At 33.3% G+C, this 18,927-nt stretch carries 17 protein-coding genes; 12 read left to right on the top strand and 5 right to left on the bottom strand.

From position 1 onward, the window contains the following. The first annotated feature begins 27 nt into the window (after positions 1-27). Positions 28-1,425: an MATE family efflux transporter gene (locus tag QWC74_RS05195; protein ID WP_006784465.1), complete on the top strand. Its 1,398-nt coding sequence runs from the start codon at positions 28-30 to the stop codon at positions 1,423-1,425. A gap of 59 nt (positions 1,426-1,484) precedes the next feature. Continuing rightward, complete coding sequence (locus QWC74_RS05200; protein ID WP_006784466.1) at positions 1,485-1,694, top strand: heavy-metal-associated domain-containing protein; 210 nt, start codon at positions 1,485-1,487, stop codon at positions 1,692-1,694. 153 nt (positions 1,695-1,847) lie between these two features. Here the strand turns inward: QWC74_RS05200 and QWC74_RS05205 are convergent, their stop codons facing one another. Next, on the bottom strand, positions 1,848-2,825 hold the full coding sequence (locus QWC74_RS05205) for a helix-turn-helix domain-containing protein (protein ID WP_006784467.1): 978 nt from the start codon (positions 2,823-2,825) through the stop codon (positions 1,848-1,850). A 355-nt stretch (positions 2,826-3,180) separates the two neighbouring features. Between QWC74_RS05205 and QWC74_RS05210 the strand changes: the two genes are divergently transcribed. Both QWC74_RS05210 and QWC74_RS05215 read left to right on the top strand, forming a co-directional pair. Beyond that, entirely contained in the window at positions 3,181-3,867 is a 687-nt protein-coding gene (locus QWC74_RS05210; RefSeq protein ID WP_006784468.1) for a queuosine precursor transporter, read from the top strand. 89 nt (positions 3,868-3,956) lie between these two features. Beyond that, positions 3,957-4,121 carry a hypothetical protein gene (locus QWC74_RS05215; protein ID WP_006784469.1) on the top strand — a complete coding sequence of 55 codons (165 nt, stop codon included), beginning with the start codon at positions 3,957-3,959 and terminating at the stop codon, positions 4,119-4,121. A 258-nt stretch (positions 4,122-4,379) separates the two neighbouring features. Here the strand turns inward: QWC74_RS05215 and rpoD are convergent, their stop codons facing one another. From rpoD to QWC74_RS05230, 3 genes are all read right to left on the bottom strand, one after another. Further along, entirely contained in the window at positions 4,380-5,774 is a 1,395-nt protein-coding gene (gene rpoD, locus QWC74_RS05220) for an RNA polymerase sigma factor RpoD (protein ID WP_006784470.1), read from the bottom strand. Positions 5,775-6,054: 280 nt separating this feature from the next. Next, a complete protein-coding gene (locus tag QWC74_RS05225) occupies positions 6,055-6,699 on the bottom strand; it encodes a TetR/AcrR family transcriptional regulator (protein WP_006784471.1) in 645 nt (214 codons plus the stop codon). Between the two features lie 98 nt (positions 6,700-6,797). Next, positions 6,798-7,487, bottom strand: coding sequence for a hypothetical protein (locus QWC74_RS05230; RefSeq protein ID WP_006784472.1), 690 nt, complete (start codon positions 7,485-7,487; stop codon positions 6,798-6,800). 139 nt (positions 7,488-7,626) lie between these two features. Here QWC74_RS05230 and QWC74_RS05235 point away from each other — a divergent pair, with 139 nt between their 5' ends. From QWC74_RS05235 to QWC74_RS05265, 7 genes are all read left to right on the top strand, one after another. Further along, complete coding sequence (locus tag QWC74_RS05235; RefSeq protein WP_100068694.1) at positions 7,627-10,002, top strand: YfhO family protein; 2,376 nt, start codon at positions 7,627-7,629, stop codon at positions 10,000-10,002. A gap of 56 nt (positions 10,003-10,058) precedes the next feature. Then, positions 10,059-10,694: a hypothetical protein gene (locus tag QWC74_RS05240; protein ID WP_006784474.1), complete on the top strand. Its 636-nt coding sequence runs from the start codon at positions 10,059-10,061 to the stop codon at positions 10,692-10,694. A 165-nt stretch (positions 10,695-10,859) separates the two neighbouring features. Continuing rightward, positions 10,860-11,621: an alpha/beta fold hydrolase gene (locus QWC74_RS05245; RefSeq protein WP_006784475.1), complete on the top strand. Its 762-nt coding sequence runs from the start codon at positions 10,860-10,862 to the stop codon at positions 11,619-11,621. Then, positions 11,621-13,252, top strand: a complete 1,632-nt coding sequence (murF, locus tag QWC74_RS05250) for a UDP-N-acetylmuramoyl-tripeptide--D-alanyl-D-alanine ligase (RefSeq protein ID WP_006784476.1) — start codon at positions 11,621-11,623, stop codon at positions 13,250-13,252. Before QWC74_RS05245 ends, murF begins: the two co-directional genes overlap by 1 nt. A gap of 531 nt (positions 13,253-13,783) precedes the next feature. Continuing rightward, positions 13,784-14,386: an NUDIX hydrolase gene (locus QWC74_RS05255; RefSeq protein ID WP_006784477.1), complete on the top strand. Its 603-nt coding sequence runs from the start codon at positions 13,784-13,786 to the stop codon at positions 14,384-14,386. Positions 14,387-14,507: 121 nt separating this feature from the next. Beyond that, entirely contained in the window at positions 14,508-15,719 is a 1,212-nt protein-coding gene (locus QWC74_RS05260) for a D-alanine--D-alanine ligase family protein (RefSeq protein ID WP_006784478.1), read from the top strand. 332 nt (positions 15,720-16,051) lie between these two features. Continuing rightward, positions 16,052-16,843 (top strand): Cof-type HAD-IIB family hydrolase, encoded by a 792-nt coding sequence (locus QWC74_RS05265; protein WP_006784479.1) that lies wholly within the window; start codon positions 16,052-16,054, stop codon positions 16,841-16,843. A gap of 137 nt (positions 16,844-16,980) precedes the next feature. On the opposite strand, the gene clpP is transcribed toward QWC74_RS05265, so the two are convergent. Next, positions 16,981-17,580 (bottom strand): ATP-dependent Clp endopeptidase proteolytic subunit ClpP, encoded by a 600-nt coding sequence (clpP, locus tag QWC74_RS05270; RefSeq protein ID WP_006784480.1) that lies wholly within the window; start codon positions 17,578-17,580, stop codon positions 16,981-16,983. Positions 17,581-17,891: 311 nt separating this feature from the next. Here clpP and gap point away from each other — a divergent pair, with 311 nt between their 5' ends. Beyond that, complete coding sequence (gene gap, locus QWC74_RS05275; RefSeq protein ID WP_006784481.1) at positions 17,892-18,899, top strand: type I glyceraldehyde-3-phosphate dehydrogenase; 1,008 nt, start codon at positions 17,892-17,894, stop codon at positions 18,897-18,899. The last annotated feature ends 28 nt before the right edge of the window (positions 18,900-18,927 follow it).

Here is an 18,927-nt window from a genome sequence, read left to right on the forward strand (position 1 = left end):
ATACACTGTATTTAAGGAGGAGTTAAAATGAATAAACCAAATGTTTTGGGAGAAGAGAAGGTTTCTAAGTTGCTAATTCAATTCTCTGTTCCAGCGATTATTGGGATGATGGTTAATACCTTGTATAATATTGTTGACCGGATGTATATTGGAAATATTCCTGAGGTTGGAGGTCTAGCTTTAACTGGGGTCGGAATTACGATGCCAATTATGACGATTATTATGGCGTTTGGGATGCTAGTTGGCCTTGGAACAAGTGCTCGTATTTCATTAAAGTTAGGGCAGCATAAAAGAGATGAGGCGCAGCACCATTTAGGGAATGCTTTCGTTTTAATATTAATTTTAAGTTTGTTAATAACAGTTGTCGGTCTCTTATTTATGGACCCGATTTTATCAATGTTTGGGGCAAGTGCTGATACAGAGATTTATGCTTCACAATATATGCAAATTATCTTTATCGGGACAATCTTTAATATGATGAGTTTTGGATTAAATCACTCGATTCGTAGTGATGGTAATCCAAAAATTGCAATGTTATCAATGTTAATTGGGGCAGGTATTAATATTTTATTAGATCCTATTTTTATTTTCGTATTAGGACTTGGTGTACGAGGAGCAGCCATTGCGACTGTTTTATCTCAGATTGCATCATCGATTTGGATTTTATATTATTTCACTAAAGGTAAAAGTAATATTAAAATTACACGTCAAAGTATGAAGTTAGATAAGGTAATTATTCTTAGTATTTTCTCGATTGGGATGAGTCCATTTGCGATGCAAATCGCACAAAGTATTGTCCAAGTTATTTCAAATAACTCACTAAAAATGTATGGTGGAGATTTAGCAATTGGTGCTATGGCCATTGTAAGTAGTATCTCGTTAATCTTTACGATGCCATTATTCGGTCTAAATCAAGGTTCACAGCCAATTATCGGGTTTAATTATGGTGCAAAAAAATACCATCGTGTTAAACAAGCTGTAACGTACGCAGTTATTGTTGCAACAATTATCGTGACGTTTGGATGGATTGTGATTCAGACGTATCCAGAAGCGTTAATTCGTTTGTTTAGTAATGATGCAAGTTTATCAGAGATGGCAACAGGTGGATTGAAAATCTTCTTATTCATGTTACCAGTGCTCGGATTCCAAATCATTAGTTCAAACTTCTATTTATCAATTGGTAAAGCAAAAGTTTCGATGTTTTTAAGTTTATTGAGACAAGTGATTTTATTAATTCCTTGTTTACTTATCTTGCCTCATATCGGTGGTTTAGGATTAACGGGTGTTTGGTTAGCAGGGCCAGTAGCTGATGGATTAGCATCTTTAATTACAGGAATCATTTTCTTCCGCTCGGTACGTGGCTTAAAAGAAGCTAAAGAACCGCAATTGGAGGTAACTCATCCAGAGAAAATTATGCAAGCATAATATTTCGATTGATTTTGAACGCTTAAATAGTCTAAGATAGATGTAAGGGGGCGTTAGTGATGAGTAAACTGTTGATTAAAGTTGAAAATATGAGCTGTCAACATTGTGTGAAATCTATTCATGATGCTGTGGCAGGAATTACTGGTGTTAAAGAAGTAAAAATTGATTTGAAGACTAAGCTAGTTCAAATTGATTATGATGAAAAGTTTATTAGTCAGTTTATTTTGATTGAAAAAATAGAAGATCAAGGTTTTAATATCCAATTATAGTAAAAGAAGTGTGCAAATGCACACTTCTTTTTGTTTATTTTATAAGATATAATTAGACACAAGATAAGGTTATTCGGGATGACTTATCTTATAAAACAGGGATAGCAAAAAAACATCTTTCTTTTTAAAGATGTTTTTTTCATTTAGTAATAGTTATTGGATGGGATGAGTTACATCATATTTAATTTTATTCTTGTCAAAACCAATTATTTCAAGGTGTCGATCGAGCATAGTTGAAATTCGGGAGCTTCCAAGTAAGTTGTAAAATTCATACGCTCTACGGAAATGGAACGTGGCATGTTCCTCATCTCCTAAAAAATGAAGTGCTGTAGCTTTAGTGGCATTTAAATCTCCAGCATAGATATAGACGAATTTACAATTAGATAGATTAATTCCTTTAGTTGCTATCTCGATACATTTAACATAATTTTTCTCTTGTAGGTAAAATTGCGCTAAATAGAAATAAGCTCTTAAAATATGGAGTGTTTCGACATTTTCATAATTTGCTAACCGACTTTCAACTGATGTTGTTAATAATTCAATTGCTTCTTGACGTTGTCCAAGTGTGAATAAGCAAGTAGCTTTGTCAGTATTAATCCCGATTTCTTCAATTGTAAAGATATGAAGTCTTTCACTCCCTGTTTCGTCCATTAAAGAAAAAGTGCGAAGAGCCTCATTAAAATATTCAAGTGCCTTAGCAGCATTTTTATATTTTTTGAGCTGAACCACTCCTTGTTGATAAGTATAGGCTTGTTTTCCTACTCCATATTGAAAATCGGGAAGGTTGGCACATTTTTGAAGAAGTTGTTCTAAAAGGTCGTAATTGCCCATTGTTGTACATTGCTTCATTTGATGCATATAGTCACTTGTTTGCTCAAAGTTAATGTAATAACACTGTTCAATTAAGACACGAATATCAACACGCAATTTATTACAAAGTTGATAGAGAAGCTCAAGACTAGGATTGCGTTTACCATTTAAGATTTTGTTTAAATGATCCCGAGGTGTAATGCCAGCAGCGAGTTCACTTTGTGTCATCCCTTTTTCTTGAGCAATTTCTTTTAATTTCTGTGTAAGAAGTTGAAAGTTAATATAATAACCGTTCAAATTGGGATATTCTGTCTTTTCCATTTTGTCCTCACTTCTATTAAGTTTATTTATTTATATTATAAAATATAATGATAGTATAAATCTATACGAGAACGTTTCTATAAACATTAAAATATGTAATAATGCCTTTTAGTATCCTAATTTAGGGGAAGAGAGAGTTTTTTTTAATCTTTTTCTATGTTATAATATGAAACTGTAACATTATAAAATCCTCATGCTGTTGGCAGAATCCAGCGTTATCAAAAATAGGAGGTCTAGTTTAGCGAACGTTAGGCTTATTTTGCTATGCGTTTGTTTAATCATGATCTTATCTGCTCCTGTTTTTTATTAGGAGTTTTTTTTATTATTATAAAGTTTAAAGGTAAGGGTGACTAGTATGACAAATGAATTAATTGCACTATTATTTGTGTGTACAAACTTTGGTTTAGTTGTGTTAAGCTACAAGTTATTTGGACGCAAGGGGCTATATGCTTATATTGTAATGAGCGTTATTGCGGCTAATATTCAAGTAGCAAAGACAACCACTATTTTCGGTATTGTAACAACCTTAGGAAATACAATGTTTAGTGGTATTTTCTTATCAACAGATCTATTAAGTGAAAAGTATGGAGTAAAAGCTGCAAAGTCAGCCGTATTTATGGGATTCTTTACGCAGTTATCATTTTTAATTGTGACTCAATTTTCATTATGGTTTAAACCAGAAGCATCTGACTGGGCACAACCGTATATGGAAGGTTTATTTGGTTTAGCGTTACCAGTATTCACCATTGCAGGACTATGTTCGTTCTTAGTTTCTCAAAGCATTGATGTTTATATTTTCCACTTTATTAAGGAAAAGTTTCCTCATGATAAGTGGTTATGGTTACGTAATAATGGAAGTACTTTATTAAGTCAGTTAATAGATACTTTCATTTTCACAGCGATTGTGTATATGTTTGGATTATGGGAATTAGATGCGGCTATATCAATTTTCTTTGTTACATATTTTGTTAAAGCTATCTTAAGTATTTGCGATACTCCATTTGTTTATTTATTGAAAAAGGTAAAACCGTTAGATTTATAACAATTATATATGTGATAATATAATATTTTTAGAAGGTCAGATTATTCTGACCTTTTTTCTATAATGATGTAAATAAAGGGGGAGAGATTATGGAGTTAAAGTTTGTAAAAGATAATGAAGTTAAGTTAGAGTGGTTCGGCGATAATGAAAGTTACGGGAGATTTTTAAGTAATCTTGTTTCGTGCGACAAGAAGCATGCTGTTTATCTTGATGAGTTGATGAAGTGGATGAGGATGCGAAGTCTAGACTTGTAGCGGGAATTAAGTCGAAATATAAGAATAAGGATTTTTGAGGAAGGACGTTATTGTCGTTCAGAGCATTTAGAGGATGGTTTGTTGAATGATGAGCGCTTGAATGAGAGTTATCTAGTTAAGTTAAGTGATAAGCAGAATGTGTGAGATTATATTCGAAACAATTGGTCGACATTTATATAATCATGGCTATTTAAGTCGTTTAGAAAACGGGGCAGAGTATAAGAGGGTAAAATAAAAAGCAGAGCTAAGCTCTGCTTTTTATTCTTCCATGAAGTCTTTTAAACGACGGCTTCTTGAAGGGTGGCGTAATTTACGTAAGGCTTTCGCTTCAATTTGGCGAATACGTTCACGAGTTACACCGAATTCTTTTCCTACTTCTTCAAGTGTACGTGTATGTCCATCTTCAAGACCGAAACGTAAACGAAGAACTCGTTCTTCACGGTCTGTTAATGTTTCTAAAACTTCGGCTAATTCTTTTTTAAGCATTTCATTTGATGTGAAGTCTGATGGTGATAAAGCATCAGCATCTGGAATGAAATCTCCTAAACTTGAATCAGCTTCATCACCAACTGGTGATTCTAATGAAATTGGTTCTTGAGAGATTTTTAAAATTTCACGTGCTTTTTCAGGTGTAATTTCCATTTTTTCAGCAATTTCTTCTGGTAATGGCTCACGACCTAATTCTTGGACTAATTGACGTTGAATACGTACTAGTTTGTTGATTGTTTCAATCATGTGAACTGGAATACGGATGGTACGTGCTTGGTCCGCAATGGCACGTGTAATGGCTTGGCGAATCCACCATGTGGCGTATGTTGAGAATTTGAATCCTTTACGGTAGTCAAATTTTTCTACTGCTTTGATTAATCCCATATTTCCTTCTTGAATTAAATCAAGGAATAACATTCCGCGTCCGATATGACGGCGAGCAATACTTACAACTAATCGTAAATTCGATTCAACCAGACGTTTTTTAGCGTATTCGGCTTCGTGAAGAACACGATCAGCTTCTTCCTCTGTTAATTCAGTAATTCCAACTAATAATTCATTTCCATCATGAGCTTCACCGGCATCTTGAATAAGTAAATCGATACGATCTATTAATTCTTGAGGTAATGCTTCATTTTGACGACGGTATTTTAATATTTCTTCTAAAATATCTCCGCGTTCGATTTTTTTAGCAAATTTGATTTCTTCTTGGCTTGATAATAACTCAACGCGTCCGATTTCTTTTAAATACATGTGAACTGGATCGCTAAGTTTTAATTGTGAAGTAATCTCGAATGCGTCAAATGGTTCTTCATCTTCTTCTTCAATTTTAAAGTCTGCTGGAATATTTTCCTCTTCCTCATTTTCTTCAAAATCAGCTTCTTCAGTTGTTGTTTGTTCCTCTTCAGTGTTTTGCACTTTTGGTGTTTCTTTAACTTCTTTTTTGACTTTAGGAGTCTCAACCACTTTTTTGGCTTTTACGATATCAATTTGTTCAGATTCGTATAAATCTAAAAATGAACTAATCATTTCAGGATCTAATTGTACTTCCGCAAAACTATTATTAATTTCATCGTACGTTAAATAACCACGTTTTTTACCTAATTTAATTAACTTATCGTTAATTTCAAGAATTTTTTTCTCGTCAAATACCGGCATTGACATAAAACCACTCCTTTTACTTACCTAACTGCTAGTAGATCTAGTTGTTTTTTATGATATGGAATGACAGATAGAGTTTTTCTAAGTAGTCATCCTTAGTATCGCTCAAATGGGTGCGTATCATTTGATTCATTGTGCTTTTATTTTTGTTTTTTTAAATCCGAATGATTACATAGCTTAATTATGGATGTTTTTTAGTTTGTATAAAAAGAAATAAGTATTTTTTTGTTAAATTTCTATCTTTCAAAACTAAATAAAGTCCGTTTTTAGGTCACTGAAACATTTAGAGGCGTACCTCTAAAATAGAATTGATGATTTGTGTGAATCCATTTTGTAAAAATTGTTCAACTGTTATGTTTAATTCTGAGGAGATAAATTCACCTTTGTTATGAGTAAGTGTGATTAGAGATGAAAGGTTAGCCCATAGAATATAAACAGCTTGTTGTGGATTTACATTTTTTTGAATGATTCCGTCTTCCTGTCCTTGTTTTAAGAAGTTCTCAAGAAGTTGATTCGTTTCAGTTCCGCTTGCAAAGATTTGCATTAAAGTAGGGGGAATTTCACTTAGGTTGATATCTGAGTTTTTCATTGTATTAACGGAATCGAATGAATAAGGGTATGTTTGATAATAAGTGGTCATTGCTTTACAAATCGCGTAGTACTTTGTTAAAAAATCTCCTTCAATATTCAAGACGTCAGTTAAATCCTGATTAAGTGAGGTTAATCCCTTTAAAACGATGTTGTATAAAATATCTTCTTTGTTTTCGAAATAGGTGTAAATTGTTCGACGACTATAAGATGAAGCTTTTGATAAGTCTTCAATCGTCGTTGCATAGAATCCTTTTTCATAAAAGACTTGTTCTGCAGCATCTAATATTGTTTGACGATGAAGGGCCGCTATGGCTTCTTTTTTATTTGGTCCGCCCATTTTATACAACCTTTCTATTTAGTATACTATTAGTATACTTTTTTTGTTAAAAGATATCAATACCTAAAATAAATTACAAAAGACAGCGTAACGCTGTCTTAGTCTCCGACTCCAAAGTCAGTATTATTCCAAAGAACTTCCAAGTGTTTTACATCGTCTAACCATTTATATTCATCAAGGAACCATTCTTTTAATTTTGGGTCTGGTTTGATGATAGTTGTGTTTTCACAGTAGACGTTAACCGTTGCATGATCGAATTGATTTAAGACAATATCGATATCTCTTTTTATCATGTCCTTTGTTTGTCCTTGCACACCAACCATGATGCATGCCGAATCAAAGTATTGCTTAAGTTCATCAACACTTTTAAAAGGTGCTCCTTTTTTTAAGACTTTTTCCCTGAAATCGTAGTCAAAAGATTCAACTCCTGTTTTGAACATCATATCAATTTCAAATCGTTGACGCATTTTATGAAGATGCTCTCGGTAAATCCAATGTGCTTCTGCAAAAAGTTTTTTGAATTCGTGTTCATCGATTGTTTGTTTAATCATATTTAATGTTTCTTTTGGAAGGTCGAATATGTTACCTGAATTAATGACCTCAAATGTATCATATAGACCTTTAACGTTTGAGAGAACTTCCTTGTTTAGCGTGTTCATTTCTTCGACGTTTGTAGAATTATCTCCGATATAGTCACAAAATGCACATTTTCCATAGGCACAAGGTCGACTTTTTAAAAGGACTATTTCACGAGGAAATTTTTCCGTTATTATATTGTATCTTTCCATTTATATCACCTTTTTTAAGTATATCATAGTGCTTATACGATGACTCGTAATGTGTCTTAATTTTATAGTTATTTTTTGGTAAACGTCGGATGTTTTTGTGGTAAAATGAATGTATTCAATTGAGCTTGGGTGGGATGATATGTTAACAAAATCAGAAGTGTTGAGAAAAACTTTTACTTATATTTGTATTATCTTTGTAATTATTTTCTTTGGTTTCATTTTTTCAGGTAATTTTATTTATGCTATATCAGGGCAGTTTGTTGAAAATTATTTGACGATTTATACGAATTCACATGATTTATTACTTCAGGGACAGATGCCGATGTGGTCCTGGAACTTTTTCCTTGGTGGAAATTTTTTAGGAGCTCAGAATGTTTATTCGATATATAACCCATTCTTTTTGATTACGATGTTGTTTTCAACTAGTAATTTGTCGTTTTTATATTTTCCATTGCTATTTTTAAAGACGTGCTTAGCAGCGGGGGCTTTATATTTGTATATGAAGGAAACGAAGTGGTTTTCACTTCATACGACGACCATTGCTAGTTTGCTCTTTATTTTTAATGGCTGGTATTTAACTAATTTAAATGAGTTTATTACGATTGACTTGCTTGTTTTTGTTCCACTAGTTTTATATGGCGCCGAGAAAATGCTCGCGTCGGGTAAGAAGCGGTACTTTGTTGCTACATTTACATTGTTATTAATCTCTCATTTTACATTTTTATTATTGTTCTTACCGTTCTTATTCATTTATATCTTAATTCGAATTTATGTCATGCATCATTCACAGAAAGATAATTTGTATAAAGATATCAAAAATTTTATTTTGTCTATCTTTATTATTATCGGAGTCAATATGGTCTTTATTTTACCGCTGGTGATGGCTTCAAATACGGTTCAAATTGAATTGCAAAATGGAGTGACGTTATCATCTGTATTAGCTTTAGCGGTTCAAGGATTATTCCCACCTCTTCATGAAAATTATAAGGGGGTGGCTAATTTTATTAATCATTCTCATTATTTATCGTTATATCAGTCTGTTCTAGTTGTTTTACTAGCCCCACAGTTTGTGAAATTGATTAGTAAGGGAGCTCGCAGGCTCACGATTTTAAGTTACATAGGGTTACTTTTGATTGTATTTTTGACGCAGTCGATGCAACTTATTAATGTAACGTCACTGGCAACTTTAAATATGAATGTATTATCGATACTGTTAATTTTATTTAACTCATTATTAGTGGCTTATGTATTAAATGATACGCATAAATTGGATTTAAAGTTATTAAAGAAAACGAAATATGGATATAAATTTCTATTATTACTGGTATTAGTGTTTATTTTTGTTTATGAGTATAGTTTCAATAATCAAGGATTCACGAATTTTACAACTGAGGCTGTTTTCTCTCAATTAATCGCTATTACGCCGTACTTAATGATTTTTTTATTAATGAATTTATTGATTTCTTTGTATTGTTTTATTTTAGATGAGATTGTAAAGGAAGAGCATCAGTTAAGAGGGAAGGTTATCTTTGTTATTTTGATGCTTGAGTGTCTATTTACGGCATATATGTATTTTGAAACGAATAGTCAGAAATCGAATGCCGTTGTGGAGTATGTACAGGATAATGATTATATTGTGAATGAAACTTATGCGGTAGCAGACTATATTCAGACCATTGATCCGGAGTTTTATCGCATTATTAATAGTTATGAGACGCAGTATAATGAACCGATTTATCGAGGTTATAATGGCTTCTCGATTGGAAATAAGGCGCTTTTGGGAGACGATGAGTTTTCTTGGATGTTAAATGAAAATGTAACAAATGGCTTATCTATTTCAGCTACGGATTATATGATTACGACTGCGTTATCAGCGAAGTATTATTTTACGCCAGATTACGAAGCCTCTTTGCCAGGGTATGAGTATTATGATCGTATTGAAGGGATTACGATATACAAGAATAATTATTTTGTCCCAGTAGCCTCAAGTATGAATACCTATGTATTGGATACAGATTTTGAAAAGTTAAGTCGTGAACAAAAACAATATGTTTTCTTGAATTGTATGATTTTAAATAAGGAACAGGTAGAACATTTGGCTTTAACATATCGTCTTGAGGCTTATGATTTGAGTACTCTTCCAAGCTATCTAGGTGAGATTCAATATTATCAAGCGGCTCAGACCAGACAAAATAAAGGCGTTAAGAATGTAACCTATACCCAAAATGGAATTTCTCATGATTATGTGGCATTAAGTCCAACACTGCTTTCTTATTCGATTCCTTATGACGAAGGATGGAAAGCTTATGGAGATGGGGAATTATTAGAAGTACATAATGTAAATGGCGGATTTATTGGAATTGAAATTCCGAGTGCAGGTCAATATGAAATTACACTTGAATATAAATCGCCTGGTTTTGATATCGGATTCTCAATTTCTAGTATTACAGCACTGATTATTTTAGGGTGCTTCTATAAGTATTACGAAGATAAAAAGAAAATTGCCTCGAAATAATTTGAGGCAATTTTTTGTAGCAATAAGTCATATACTAAGACAAGGTAGGTGATGAGATGAGAAGGTTAAGGGTGTTAAGTGCGTTTATGTTAGCATGCCTCGTTTTTATTGGTGGTATTTTAGAAGTTCATGCAGAAGATTTACTCACTACTTTGGAACAATCACATATGATTGAAGTGAAGCAGAGTTGGTTTTCACTGAATAAATCGTATAAGGTTTATGTGGATGGGAACAAAGTAGGAAAGGTTGAGGGACTTTATTTTAATTTATTTGGTGAACGACTTGTTTTATCTGATTTAAATGGAGACGTTTATGGCTCAGAACAACAAATTAAACGTTGGAACATTCGTTTAAATCGATTAGCACAGGTTTATAATAGTAGTAATGAGACAGTTGGATTTATTGGTGAAGAAGTAATTGAGGATTTCTTTAGATGGGGAAAAACATTTCATTTTTATGATGAAAATCGAAAAGAAATAGCTATTTCAAAACAAAAGATGTTTAGAATCTTTCCTGAATATATTATCGAAGACAAAAGTGGGAATGAATTGTATAAAATAAAGAAAAAATTCTCACTATTTAAAACAACATATGAAATTACAATTTACGACACGAATGTAGTACCTGTTGAGCAAAGTATTTTTCTGACTTCTATATTAGATGCGATAAAAGAAGCAGAAGATGAAAAATGAGATGAGATTTTTAGGATTTCATCTCATTTTTATTGATTATTTGCCAATATTGAAAAGAGTTTTTAGGCATTAATTGTAAAAGTTAGTTTTTTTATGTTAGACCCTTAAATTTTATGGACGATTGTCATATAATAGTAAAGACTATAGTTTAGGAGATGATGGACGATGTTCATTAAGATAGATGATTTAAATGTTTATTATGAAGTTGAAGGGGAAGGGCATCCTCTTCTTTTATTGCATGGATGGGGGCAGAAGGTTGAAGCATTTCGACCGATTATCGAACCATTAAAAAAAGAATTTAAAGTTTATACGTTAGACTTTCCTGGTTTCGGTCGAAGTGAAGAACCGAAAACGATTTGGTCAGTTTATGATTATGCTGACATGGTTGAGAAGTTTGTAAAGCAGTTAGATATTAAAAATCCAACTATTTTTGGCCATTCATTTGGTGGGCGTGTTGGAATTATTTATGCTGGGCGCCAAAATGAGTTAAATAAATTAGTGTTAATTGATAGTGCTGGAATTAAACCAAAACGTGGTATTGATTATTATGCTCGTGTTTATAGCTATAAATTAGGTAAAAAGGTTTTAAGTTTACCAGGTTTAAGTGCTTATAAAGAACAGATGATGGCGAATGCCGGTTCATCGGATTATAAAAACGCATCACCTGTGATGCGTCAGATTATGAGTAAGGTTGTGAATGAAGATTTACAGCATTTAATGCCTTCTATTAAAGTGCCAACTTTATTAGTATGGGGAGATAAAGATGATGCGACGCCTTTGAGCGATGCTAAAATTATGGAGAAAAAAATTCCTGGAGCGGGACTGGTTGTGTTTGAGGGCGCTGGTCATTATTCATATCTAGACTGTTTAGGTCAATTTTTACGCGTGATTGACGTGTTCTTACAAGAAGAAAGAGGTGAGAAGTAATGGCATTACCTTATATAATCATGGGGCTTTTAGCGGTACTTTCTATCATTTTATGTTTTACTTTATGGGGGCGAATGAAACACGCCTTACAAATGTTACAACAGTGTCATTATATGAATGATCGTTTTACGAATTGGATAGCAGGGCATCGATTGAATTCGTTCCCGACTGTTTTATCTGTATTTGTTATTGCCTATTGGGTAGTTATTGTTTTAAGTTTATTGATGCCTTTATCGTTTATGACGATTACAATTCCACTTTTAATAATTACGGCTATTGGGGCATTTTTATCTAATTTAACAAGTTTTAAGTCAAAAGAATCAAAGTTACCGTTAAAAATTACGGCACGTGTTTGGCGCTTAATTGGAACGGCAGTCTTAGTAATGCTAGCAATCTCTGGTGTTGCAATGGCCTTTGTCCCACTTAACCTGTTACTTCAGTTGCCTGGATGGGTATTAACATTCAATTTATTTGCGTATATGATTGTGTTGTTTGCAAATAAGTTAAATAAGCCATTAGAGACGCAGATTCGTTTAGGATTTATTAATGATGCACGTCGCATTGTGAAGTCTTCGAAAGATTTAGATGTAATCGGAGTAACCGGAAGTTATGGTAAAACGAGTACGAAGCATGCATTGAATGCGATTTTATCAGAGCAGTTTAACACATTAATGACGCCTGAAAGCTATAATACCCCGATGGGGATTACGATTACGATTCGTAACTTCTTGAAGCCAATTCATAGTAAGTTTATTGCTGAGATGGGAGCTTATAAAGTTGGTGAAATTAATGAGTTATGTGAAATTGCTTATCCTAAGTACGGTGTTTTAACATCGGTTGGACCGCAACATTTAGAAACATTTAAAACAATTGATAATGTTAAACAAACAAAGTTTGAGTTGATTGAGTATTTGCCTGAAGACGGAATTGGATTTATTAATATTGATGATGAAAATATTCGTGATTACTATGAAAATAAATTCCAAGGTAAGTGTAAAGTTTATACGTATGGGATTGAACGTGAAGCAGATTATCGTGCAAGTGATATTGAAGTCAGCGAAAAAGGAACAACATTCAATGTTCACTTTAAAGATGGACGTGTTGAAACATTCCAAACAAAACTTTTAGGATTGCATAATATTTATAATACGTTAGCAAGTATTGGGTTAGGGTATGAGTTAGGAATTCCAGTTGAGAAAATGCAAATGGCAGTTCGTAAAATGAAACCTGTCACTCACCGTTTAGAGCTACGTCGTAACGGTAACTTTACAATTATCGATGATGCTTTCAACTCAAATCCAGTAGGATCTAAAATGGCACTTGAAGTATTAGGACAAATGAATGGGAAACGAATCGTTATCACACCAGGTATGGTCGATTTAGGTACAGCTCAATATGATTTAAACAAAGCATTTGGGACATACATGAAAGATAACTGTGATTATGTCATTCTAGTTGGAAAAAAACAAACAGAACCAATCTATGCTGGATTAATGGAAGTTGAATACCCAACAGAAACAATCTACGTAGCAGAAAACCTACAAGATGCCTTTGCCAAAATGCACGAAGTCGTGGAACCAGGTGCCTTCGTATTACTAGAAAATGACCTACCGGAACTATTTGCAGAGTAATATAAAAGGCTGAGAGGTGCGTTTAGAAGATCGTAAAAGTGAACACTCACTATTAACTCGCTCTTTGAGTTAATATGGGAGTGGAACTTTATAGAGCTTCTGCACCTCGAAGCTAGATTGAATAAAAGGCTGAATCGAGCGGTTAATTCGACGTAGAAATGAAAAGAAAGCGTAATGGTCGGTTTATGACCATGAAGACTTTATTGAATTTCATAGACGAATTGCTCGATGAAGCTGGATTGAATAACCCTGAGAAAAATTATTCTAATTCTCACAGAGTTCGAAAAGAATAATTAAATTCACAGGATAAGATGGTCTAAATTTCGCAAGAGCTCAATTAGAACCATCTAAAAGGCTGAATCGAGCAGGAACTGCTCGTAAAAGTCGTTTCGAATGACAGTGACTTGTCCTTTGAGTTTCTAGGCATTAGTAGACTTTATAGAGAGAGTGCTGTCCGAACCTAGATTTACTAACAAAGATTCAGAAATGATGTGCTAAGTAGAAATAACGTTAAAAAGGGAGAAAACAACGATGAGCGATAAAGTATTAGAGTTTATTAAAAAAGTTCAATCTATTTCACAAATTGGCTTATCTTTTTCAACAGATCCCTACGCAATTGATAACTACAACGAATTAAAAGAGTTAAGTCTTGAAATGTTACATTCATATACGGGATTACCTAAGGCAGAATGTGACTTATATAAAGATTATCATTATCCAACACCGCAACCTGCAGTTAGAGCAATGGTTTTAAAAGATGGTAAAGTGTTGCTAGTCAAGGAAAAGGATAGTGGTGAATGGTCATTACCAGGTGGTTGGTGTGATATTGATTGTACACCCAAACAAACTGCAATTAAGGAAACATTCGAGGAATCAGGATACGTTATTGAATGCCCTAAATTATTAGCTGTATTCGACAGAAGAAATTATACACAAAAGTCTATCTATGATGTTTATTGTCTTTATTTCCAGGGTAATGTCGTTTCAGGTGAGGCAAAATGTAACCATGAAACTTCCGAAGTAGCATGGTTTGAATTAGATAATTTACCGGTCTTATCAAGAAAAAATTCAATTGAAGAAATTAAAAAGGCATATAAAGTTTATGCTGAACAATTAGAAACATATTTTGAGTAATTTACACAAAAAAAGATTTATAATGATAGTCATTTATTGATAAAATAGACGTATGTTTTTACTGTAAATTACGGTATACTTTACAATAGATACTAAACTTAAATTAAAAGGGGGCTTCCTCATGAAGTTAAAAGTTGGTGTGTTCTTTGGTGGTGAATCGGTAGAGCACGAAATCTCAATTATTTCTGCTAATCAAGCAATGCATGCTATCGATAAAGAGAAATACGATGTAGTACCAGTTTACTTATCAAAAAAGCGTGAATGGTATACAGGTGAAGCGTTATTCGACGTGAAAGAATATAAAAATATGGACGAATTGTTCAAAAAATGTCAACGTATTACCATTGTAGCTAACAAAGGTAAAATCCAAGTTGAACGTTATCCAAGTAAATTATTTGGAAATAATATTTTAAATACAATCGATGTAGCAATTCCAGTTATTCACGGAACAAATGGTGAAGACGGTGCCCTACAAGGATTCTTCGAATTAAACGGAATTCCTTACTCTGGATGTGATGTTGCTGCAGCGGCCGTTGGACAAGATAAAGTGTTCATGAAAAATATTTTACGTGATTCAGGATTACCTATCACAAATTATGTTTGGTATTATTCTTCTGATTGGTTTGCGAATCCAGAGGCATGTTTAGATGCGATTGAATCTAAATTATCTTATCCATTAATGGTTAAACCAGCTAGTCTTGGATCAAGTGTTGGGATTTCAAAAGCGAAAGACCGTGCATCATTAGAAGAAGCTATTACAGAAGCAATTAGCTACGATAATAAATTTATCGTTGAAGAAATGGTAACTCAATTAGTTGAAGTTAACTGCTCAGTAATTGGAGATTTCTCTGGTGCCAAAGCTTCTGTACTAGAAGAAGTAATGGGATCTGATGAGTTTTTAAGTTATAAAGATAAATATGAAGGTGGTGGAGGTTCTAAAGGTGCTAAAACCGGAGGAACTAAATCACAAGGTATGGCAAGTACTAACCGTATTATTCCTGCTCGTTTGACAGATGAAGGAACTAAATATGTTCAAGATCTTGCATTACAAACATTCCGTGTACTTGGTAGTGCAGGGGTTGCTCGTATTGACTTCTTAATTAATGCTGAAAACAATAATGTTTATGTAAATGAAATCAATACAATCCCAGGATCATTATCATTCTACTTATGGGAAAAAACAGACCGTGACTTTACAGGTTTAATGACAAGTCTTGTTGAATTAGCTTTAAAACGTCAACGTGAACGTGAAAACTTAACATTCTCATTCGACTCAAACGTTTTAGCATTACAAGGATCTGGAACAAAAGGGGCAAAAGGAACAAAAGCCTAATTTAATATATAAAAAGGAGCTATCATTTGATGAGCTCCTTTTTATATATTAAATATTTGAATAGGTTTGTAAAAAATATATAAGTTCTGATGAGTTTTTCATACATGGAAAACCTAACATAGGGACGTCATGATTTAATACTACCTTTGTTGGGGAGGCTCTGAATTATAAGATGTCCTAATAGCAAAAAGGTTTAGCAACTGAACTCTAAAAATAGAAGAAATATTGATGGTTATATATGAGAAGTTATTTATTTTATTGAAAATCTAACATTGTTAACTTAAAATTAAAAGGTTAAAATGATAATAGTTACAAAAAAGGGGGACAGAGCTGTGAAAAAGGCGATATTTTTTGATATTGATGGTACTTTAATTGAAGCTAAGGACGGAATTAAAGAAATTAGACCGAATGTTCAGTCTGCGATTCGTTCTTTACAGGAAAATGGACATTATGTTTTTATTGCAACGGGAAGACCTTATGCTTTTTTAAGCCAGGCAATTTTAAATTTCGGTTTTGATGGTTTTATTTTAGCTAATGGTGCTCATGTTGTGGTTAAGGATGAGTTGTTACATAGTGAACCTCTTGATAAAGAATTTGTTAAAGAATTTACGTCGAAGCTTGAGGCAATGAATGTACAGTATATTTTAGAGGGAGAAAAACAATCCTATTTAAAAGAAACTCATAAAGAGTTTTATGAGTTTTATGATCGTGTGGGTATTTTAAATGACCTTTTTGAAAGTAATTATTCGTTAGATGAAGTTGATATTCACAAGATTGAGATGTTATGTATGACTGACGAAATTTATCAAGCTTGCCTAGAATTATTAGCAGGACATGATGAGTATGATCATGTGAGCAGTATTGATTTTGGTGTTTGCGAGCTATATTCAAAAAAGAATACGAAGGCAACTGGAATTATTAAAGCATTACAACATTTAAATATTCCAATTGAAAATAGTTATGCATTTGGTGATGGTAAGAATGATATTGAAATGTTATCAACAGTTGGATGCGGTATTGCTATGGGAAATGCATCTGATGAGGTGAAGAAGTATGCACACCAAGTAACAGAAACAGTTCATAATGATGGAGTGGCTTTCGGAATTGAAAAATTTGTGGTCTAAATATTAGATAAGATGTGACATAATCACATCTTTTTTTTATCAGAAGATGAGAAAAATCCGTTTTATTCGTATTTTTTGTCGTAATTAGCAGAAAATAATAAATAAAAAAAGTGAGGTTATTTTCCTCACTTTAAAAATTATTTTGTAACGTCAGTTGGACGAGTTACAACTTGGTCTACAAGTCCATAAGCTACTGCTTCATCAGCAGACATGAAGTTATCACGTTCTGTATCTTGTTCGATTTTTTCTAATGGTTGACCTGTTTGTTCAGCTAAGATTTTATTTAAACGATCACGAGTTTTTAAGATGTGTTTTGCAGCAATCGCAATTTCTGTAGCTTGACCTTGTGCTCCACCAAGTGGTTGGTGAATCATGACTTCACTATTTGGTAAAACATAACGTTTTCCTTTAGTACCAGCTGTTAATAAGAAGGCACCCATTGAAGCGGCCATTCCAACACAGATAGTTGAAACATCACATTTAATATAGTTCATTGTATCAAAAATAGCTAGACCTGCTGTTACTGATCCACCAGGACTGTTGATATAGATATTAATATCTTTGTCTGGATCTTCTGCTGCTAAAAATAAAAGTTGAGCAACAACAATGTTAGCTGTGTGGTCATTAATTTCCCCACTTAACATGATGATACGATCTTTTAATAAGCGAGAATAAATATCGTATGCACGCTCACCATGAGCTGTTTGTTCAATGACTGTTGGTACTAAATAACTCATAAGGCCACCCCTCTTTTTATAAAAAATTTATATAGCACATTTTACCACAGTTCAACAAAAAAATATAGCGTTGAGTCCGGTATACTCTATTTTAATATAGTTGAAGGTAATATATTCATTTTTATGGAAATTTCTTATGTTTATTTTTGTTAGTCAACTAATTATAAACGCTTACAGTAGTTTAAAACTTGATTATCATGGTACAAATTGTTAGAATAAAAATGTAGTAATTTTTCACAATATATATGTGTACTCGGTTACACGGGTTGTGACAAATAACATATTTATTATATTCTAGGAGGAATCTTCACATGGCTGTTAAAGTAGCGATTAATGGATTCGGGCGTATCGGACGCTTAGCTTTACGTTTAATGATCGAAAACAATGAATTTGAAGTTGTTGCAATCAACGACTTAACTGATGCTAAAACATTAGCTCACTTATTCAAATACGATTCAGCTCAAGGTCGTTTCAACGGAGAAATCGAAGTTAAAGACGGAGCTTTCGTAGTTAACGGTAAAGAAATCAAAGTTACTGCTGAGCGTAACCCTGCAGACTTACCTTGGGGAGAATTAGGAGTAGATGTAGTATTAGAATGTACTGGATTCTTCACTTCTCAAGAAAAAGCTGGATTACACTTACAAGCAGGAGCTAAAAAAGTAGTTATCTCTGCACCAGCTACAGGAGATATCAAAACTGTAGTTTACAACGTAAACCAAGATATTTTAGACGGAACTGAAACAGTTATCTCAGGAGCTTCTTGTACAACTAACTGTTTAGCTCCAATGGCTAAAGTATTAAACGATAAATACGGTGTACAAAAAGGATTCATGACTACAATCCATGCTTACACTAATGACCAAAATACATTAGATGCTCCTCACGGAAAAGGTGACTTACGTCGTGGACGTGCAGCTGCTGCATCAATCGTTCCTAACTCAACTGGAGCTGCTAAAGCTATCGGTTTAGTAATTCCTGAATTACAAGGAAAATTAGACGGTGGAGCTCAACGTGTTCCAGTAATCACTGGTTCATTAACTGAGTTAGTATGTACTTTAAACACTAAAGTAACTGCTGCTGAAATCAACGAAGCAATGAAAGCTGCTGCTAACGAATCATTCGGATACACTGAAGATGAAATCGTTTCTGCAGACGTAATCGGAATTTCTTACGGATCATTATTCGATGCTACTCAAACAAAAGTTATGGAAGTTAACGGAGAGCAATTAGTTAAAGTTGCTGCTTGGTATGACAACGAAATGTCTTACACTAACCAATTAATCCGTACTTTAGGATACTTCGCTTCTTTAATTAAATAATTTTAATTAACGCGAACTTTTTTGTAAA

The sequence above is a fragment of the uncultured Turicibacter sp. genome, from assembly GCF_938044715.1.
Classification (GTDB): domain Bacteria; phylum Bacillota_I; class Bacilli_A; order MOL361; family Turicibacteraceae; genus Turicibacter; species Turicibacter sanguinis.

What these genes read in the sequence shown, in the direction of transcription:
- rpoD (WP_006784470.1), bottom strand. Translation starts at nt 5,774, where the DNA reads ATGTCAATGCCGGTATTTGACGAGAAAAAAATTCTTGAAATTAACGAT.
- gap (WP_006784481.1), top strand. Translation starts at nt 17,892, where the DNA reads ATGGCTGTTAAAGTAGCGATTAATGGATTCGGGCGTATCGGACGCTTA.
- QWC74_RS05235 (WP_100068694.1), top strand. Translation starts at nt 7,627, where the DNA reads ATGTTAACAAAATCAGAAGTGTTGAGAAAAACTTTTACTTATATTTGT.
- QWC74_RS05200 (WP_006784466.1), top strand. Translation starts at nt 1,485, where the DNA reads ATGAGTAAACTGTTGATTAAAGTTGAAAATATGAGCTGTCAACATTGT.
- QWC74_RS05255 (WP_006784477.1), top strand. Translation starts at nt 13,784, where the DNA reads ATGAGCGATAAAGTATTAGAGTTTATTAAAAAAGTTCAATCTATTTCA.
- QWC74_RS05260 (WP_006784478.1), top strand. Translation starts at nt 14,508, where the DNA reads ATGAAGTTAAAAGTTGGTGTGTTCTTTGGTGGTGAATCGGTAGAGCAC.
- clpP (WP_006784480.1), bottom strand. Translation starts at nt 17,580, where the DNA reads ATGAGTTATTTAGTACCAACAGTCATTGAACAAACAGCTCATGGTGAG.
- QWC74_RS05195 (WP_006784465.1), top strand. Translation starts at nt 28, where the DNA reads ATGAATAAACCAAATGTTTTGGGAGAAGAGAAGGTTTCTAAGTTGCTA.
- QWC74_RS05230 (WP_006784472.1), bottom strand. Translation starts at nt 7,487, where the DNA reads ATGGAAAGATACAATATAATAACGGAAAAATTTCCTCGTGAAATAGTC.
- QWC74_RS05210 (WP_006784468.1), top strand. Translation starts at nt 3,181, where the DNA reads ATGACAAATGAATTAATTGCACTATTATTTGTGTGTACAAACTTTGGT.
- QWC74_RS05245 (WP_006784475.1), top strand. Translation starts at nt 10,860, where the DNA reads ATGTTCATTAAGATAGATGATTTAAATGTTTATTATGAAGTTGAAGGG.
- QWC74_RS05225 (WP_006784471.1), bottom strand. Translation starts at nt 6,699, where the DNA reads ATGGGCGGACCAAATAAAAAAGAAGCCATAGCGGCCCTTCATCGTCAA.
- QWC74_RS05240 (WP_006784474.1), top strand. Translation starts at nt 10,059, where the DNA reads ATGAGAAGGTTAAGGGTGTTAAGTGCGTTTATGTTAGCATGCCTCGTT.
- murF (WP_006784476.1), top strand. Translation starts at nt 11,621, where the DNA reads ATGGCATTACCTTATATAATCATGGGGCTTTTAGCGGTACTTTCTATC.
- QWC74_RS05215 (WP_006784469.1), top strand. Translation starts at nt 3,957, where the DNA reads ATGGAGTTAAAGTTTGTAAAAGATAATGAAGTTAAGTTAGAGTGGTTC.
- QWC74_RS05205 (WP_006784467.1), bottom strand. Translation starts at nt 2,825, where the DNA reads ATGGAAAAGACAGAATATCCCAATTTGAACGGTTATTATATTAACTTT.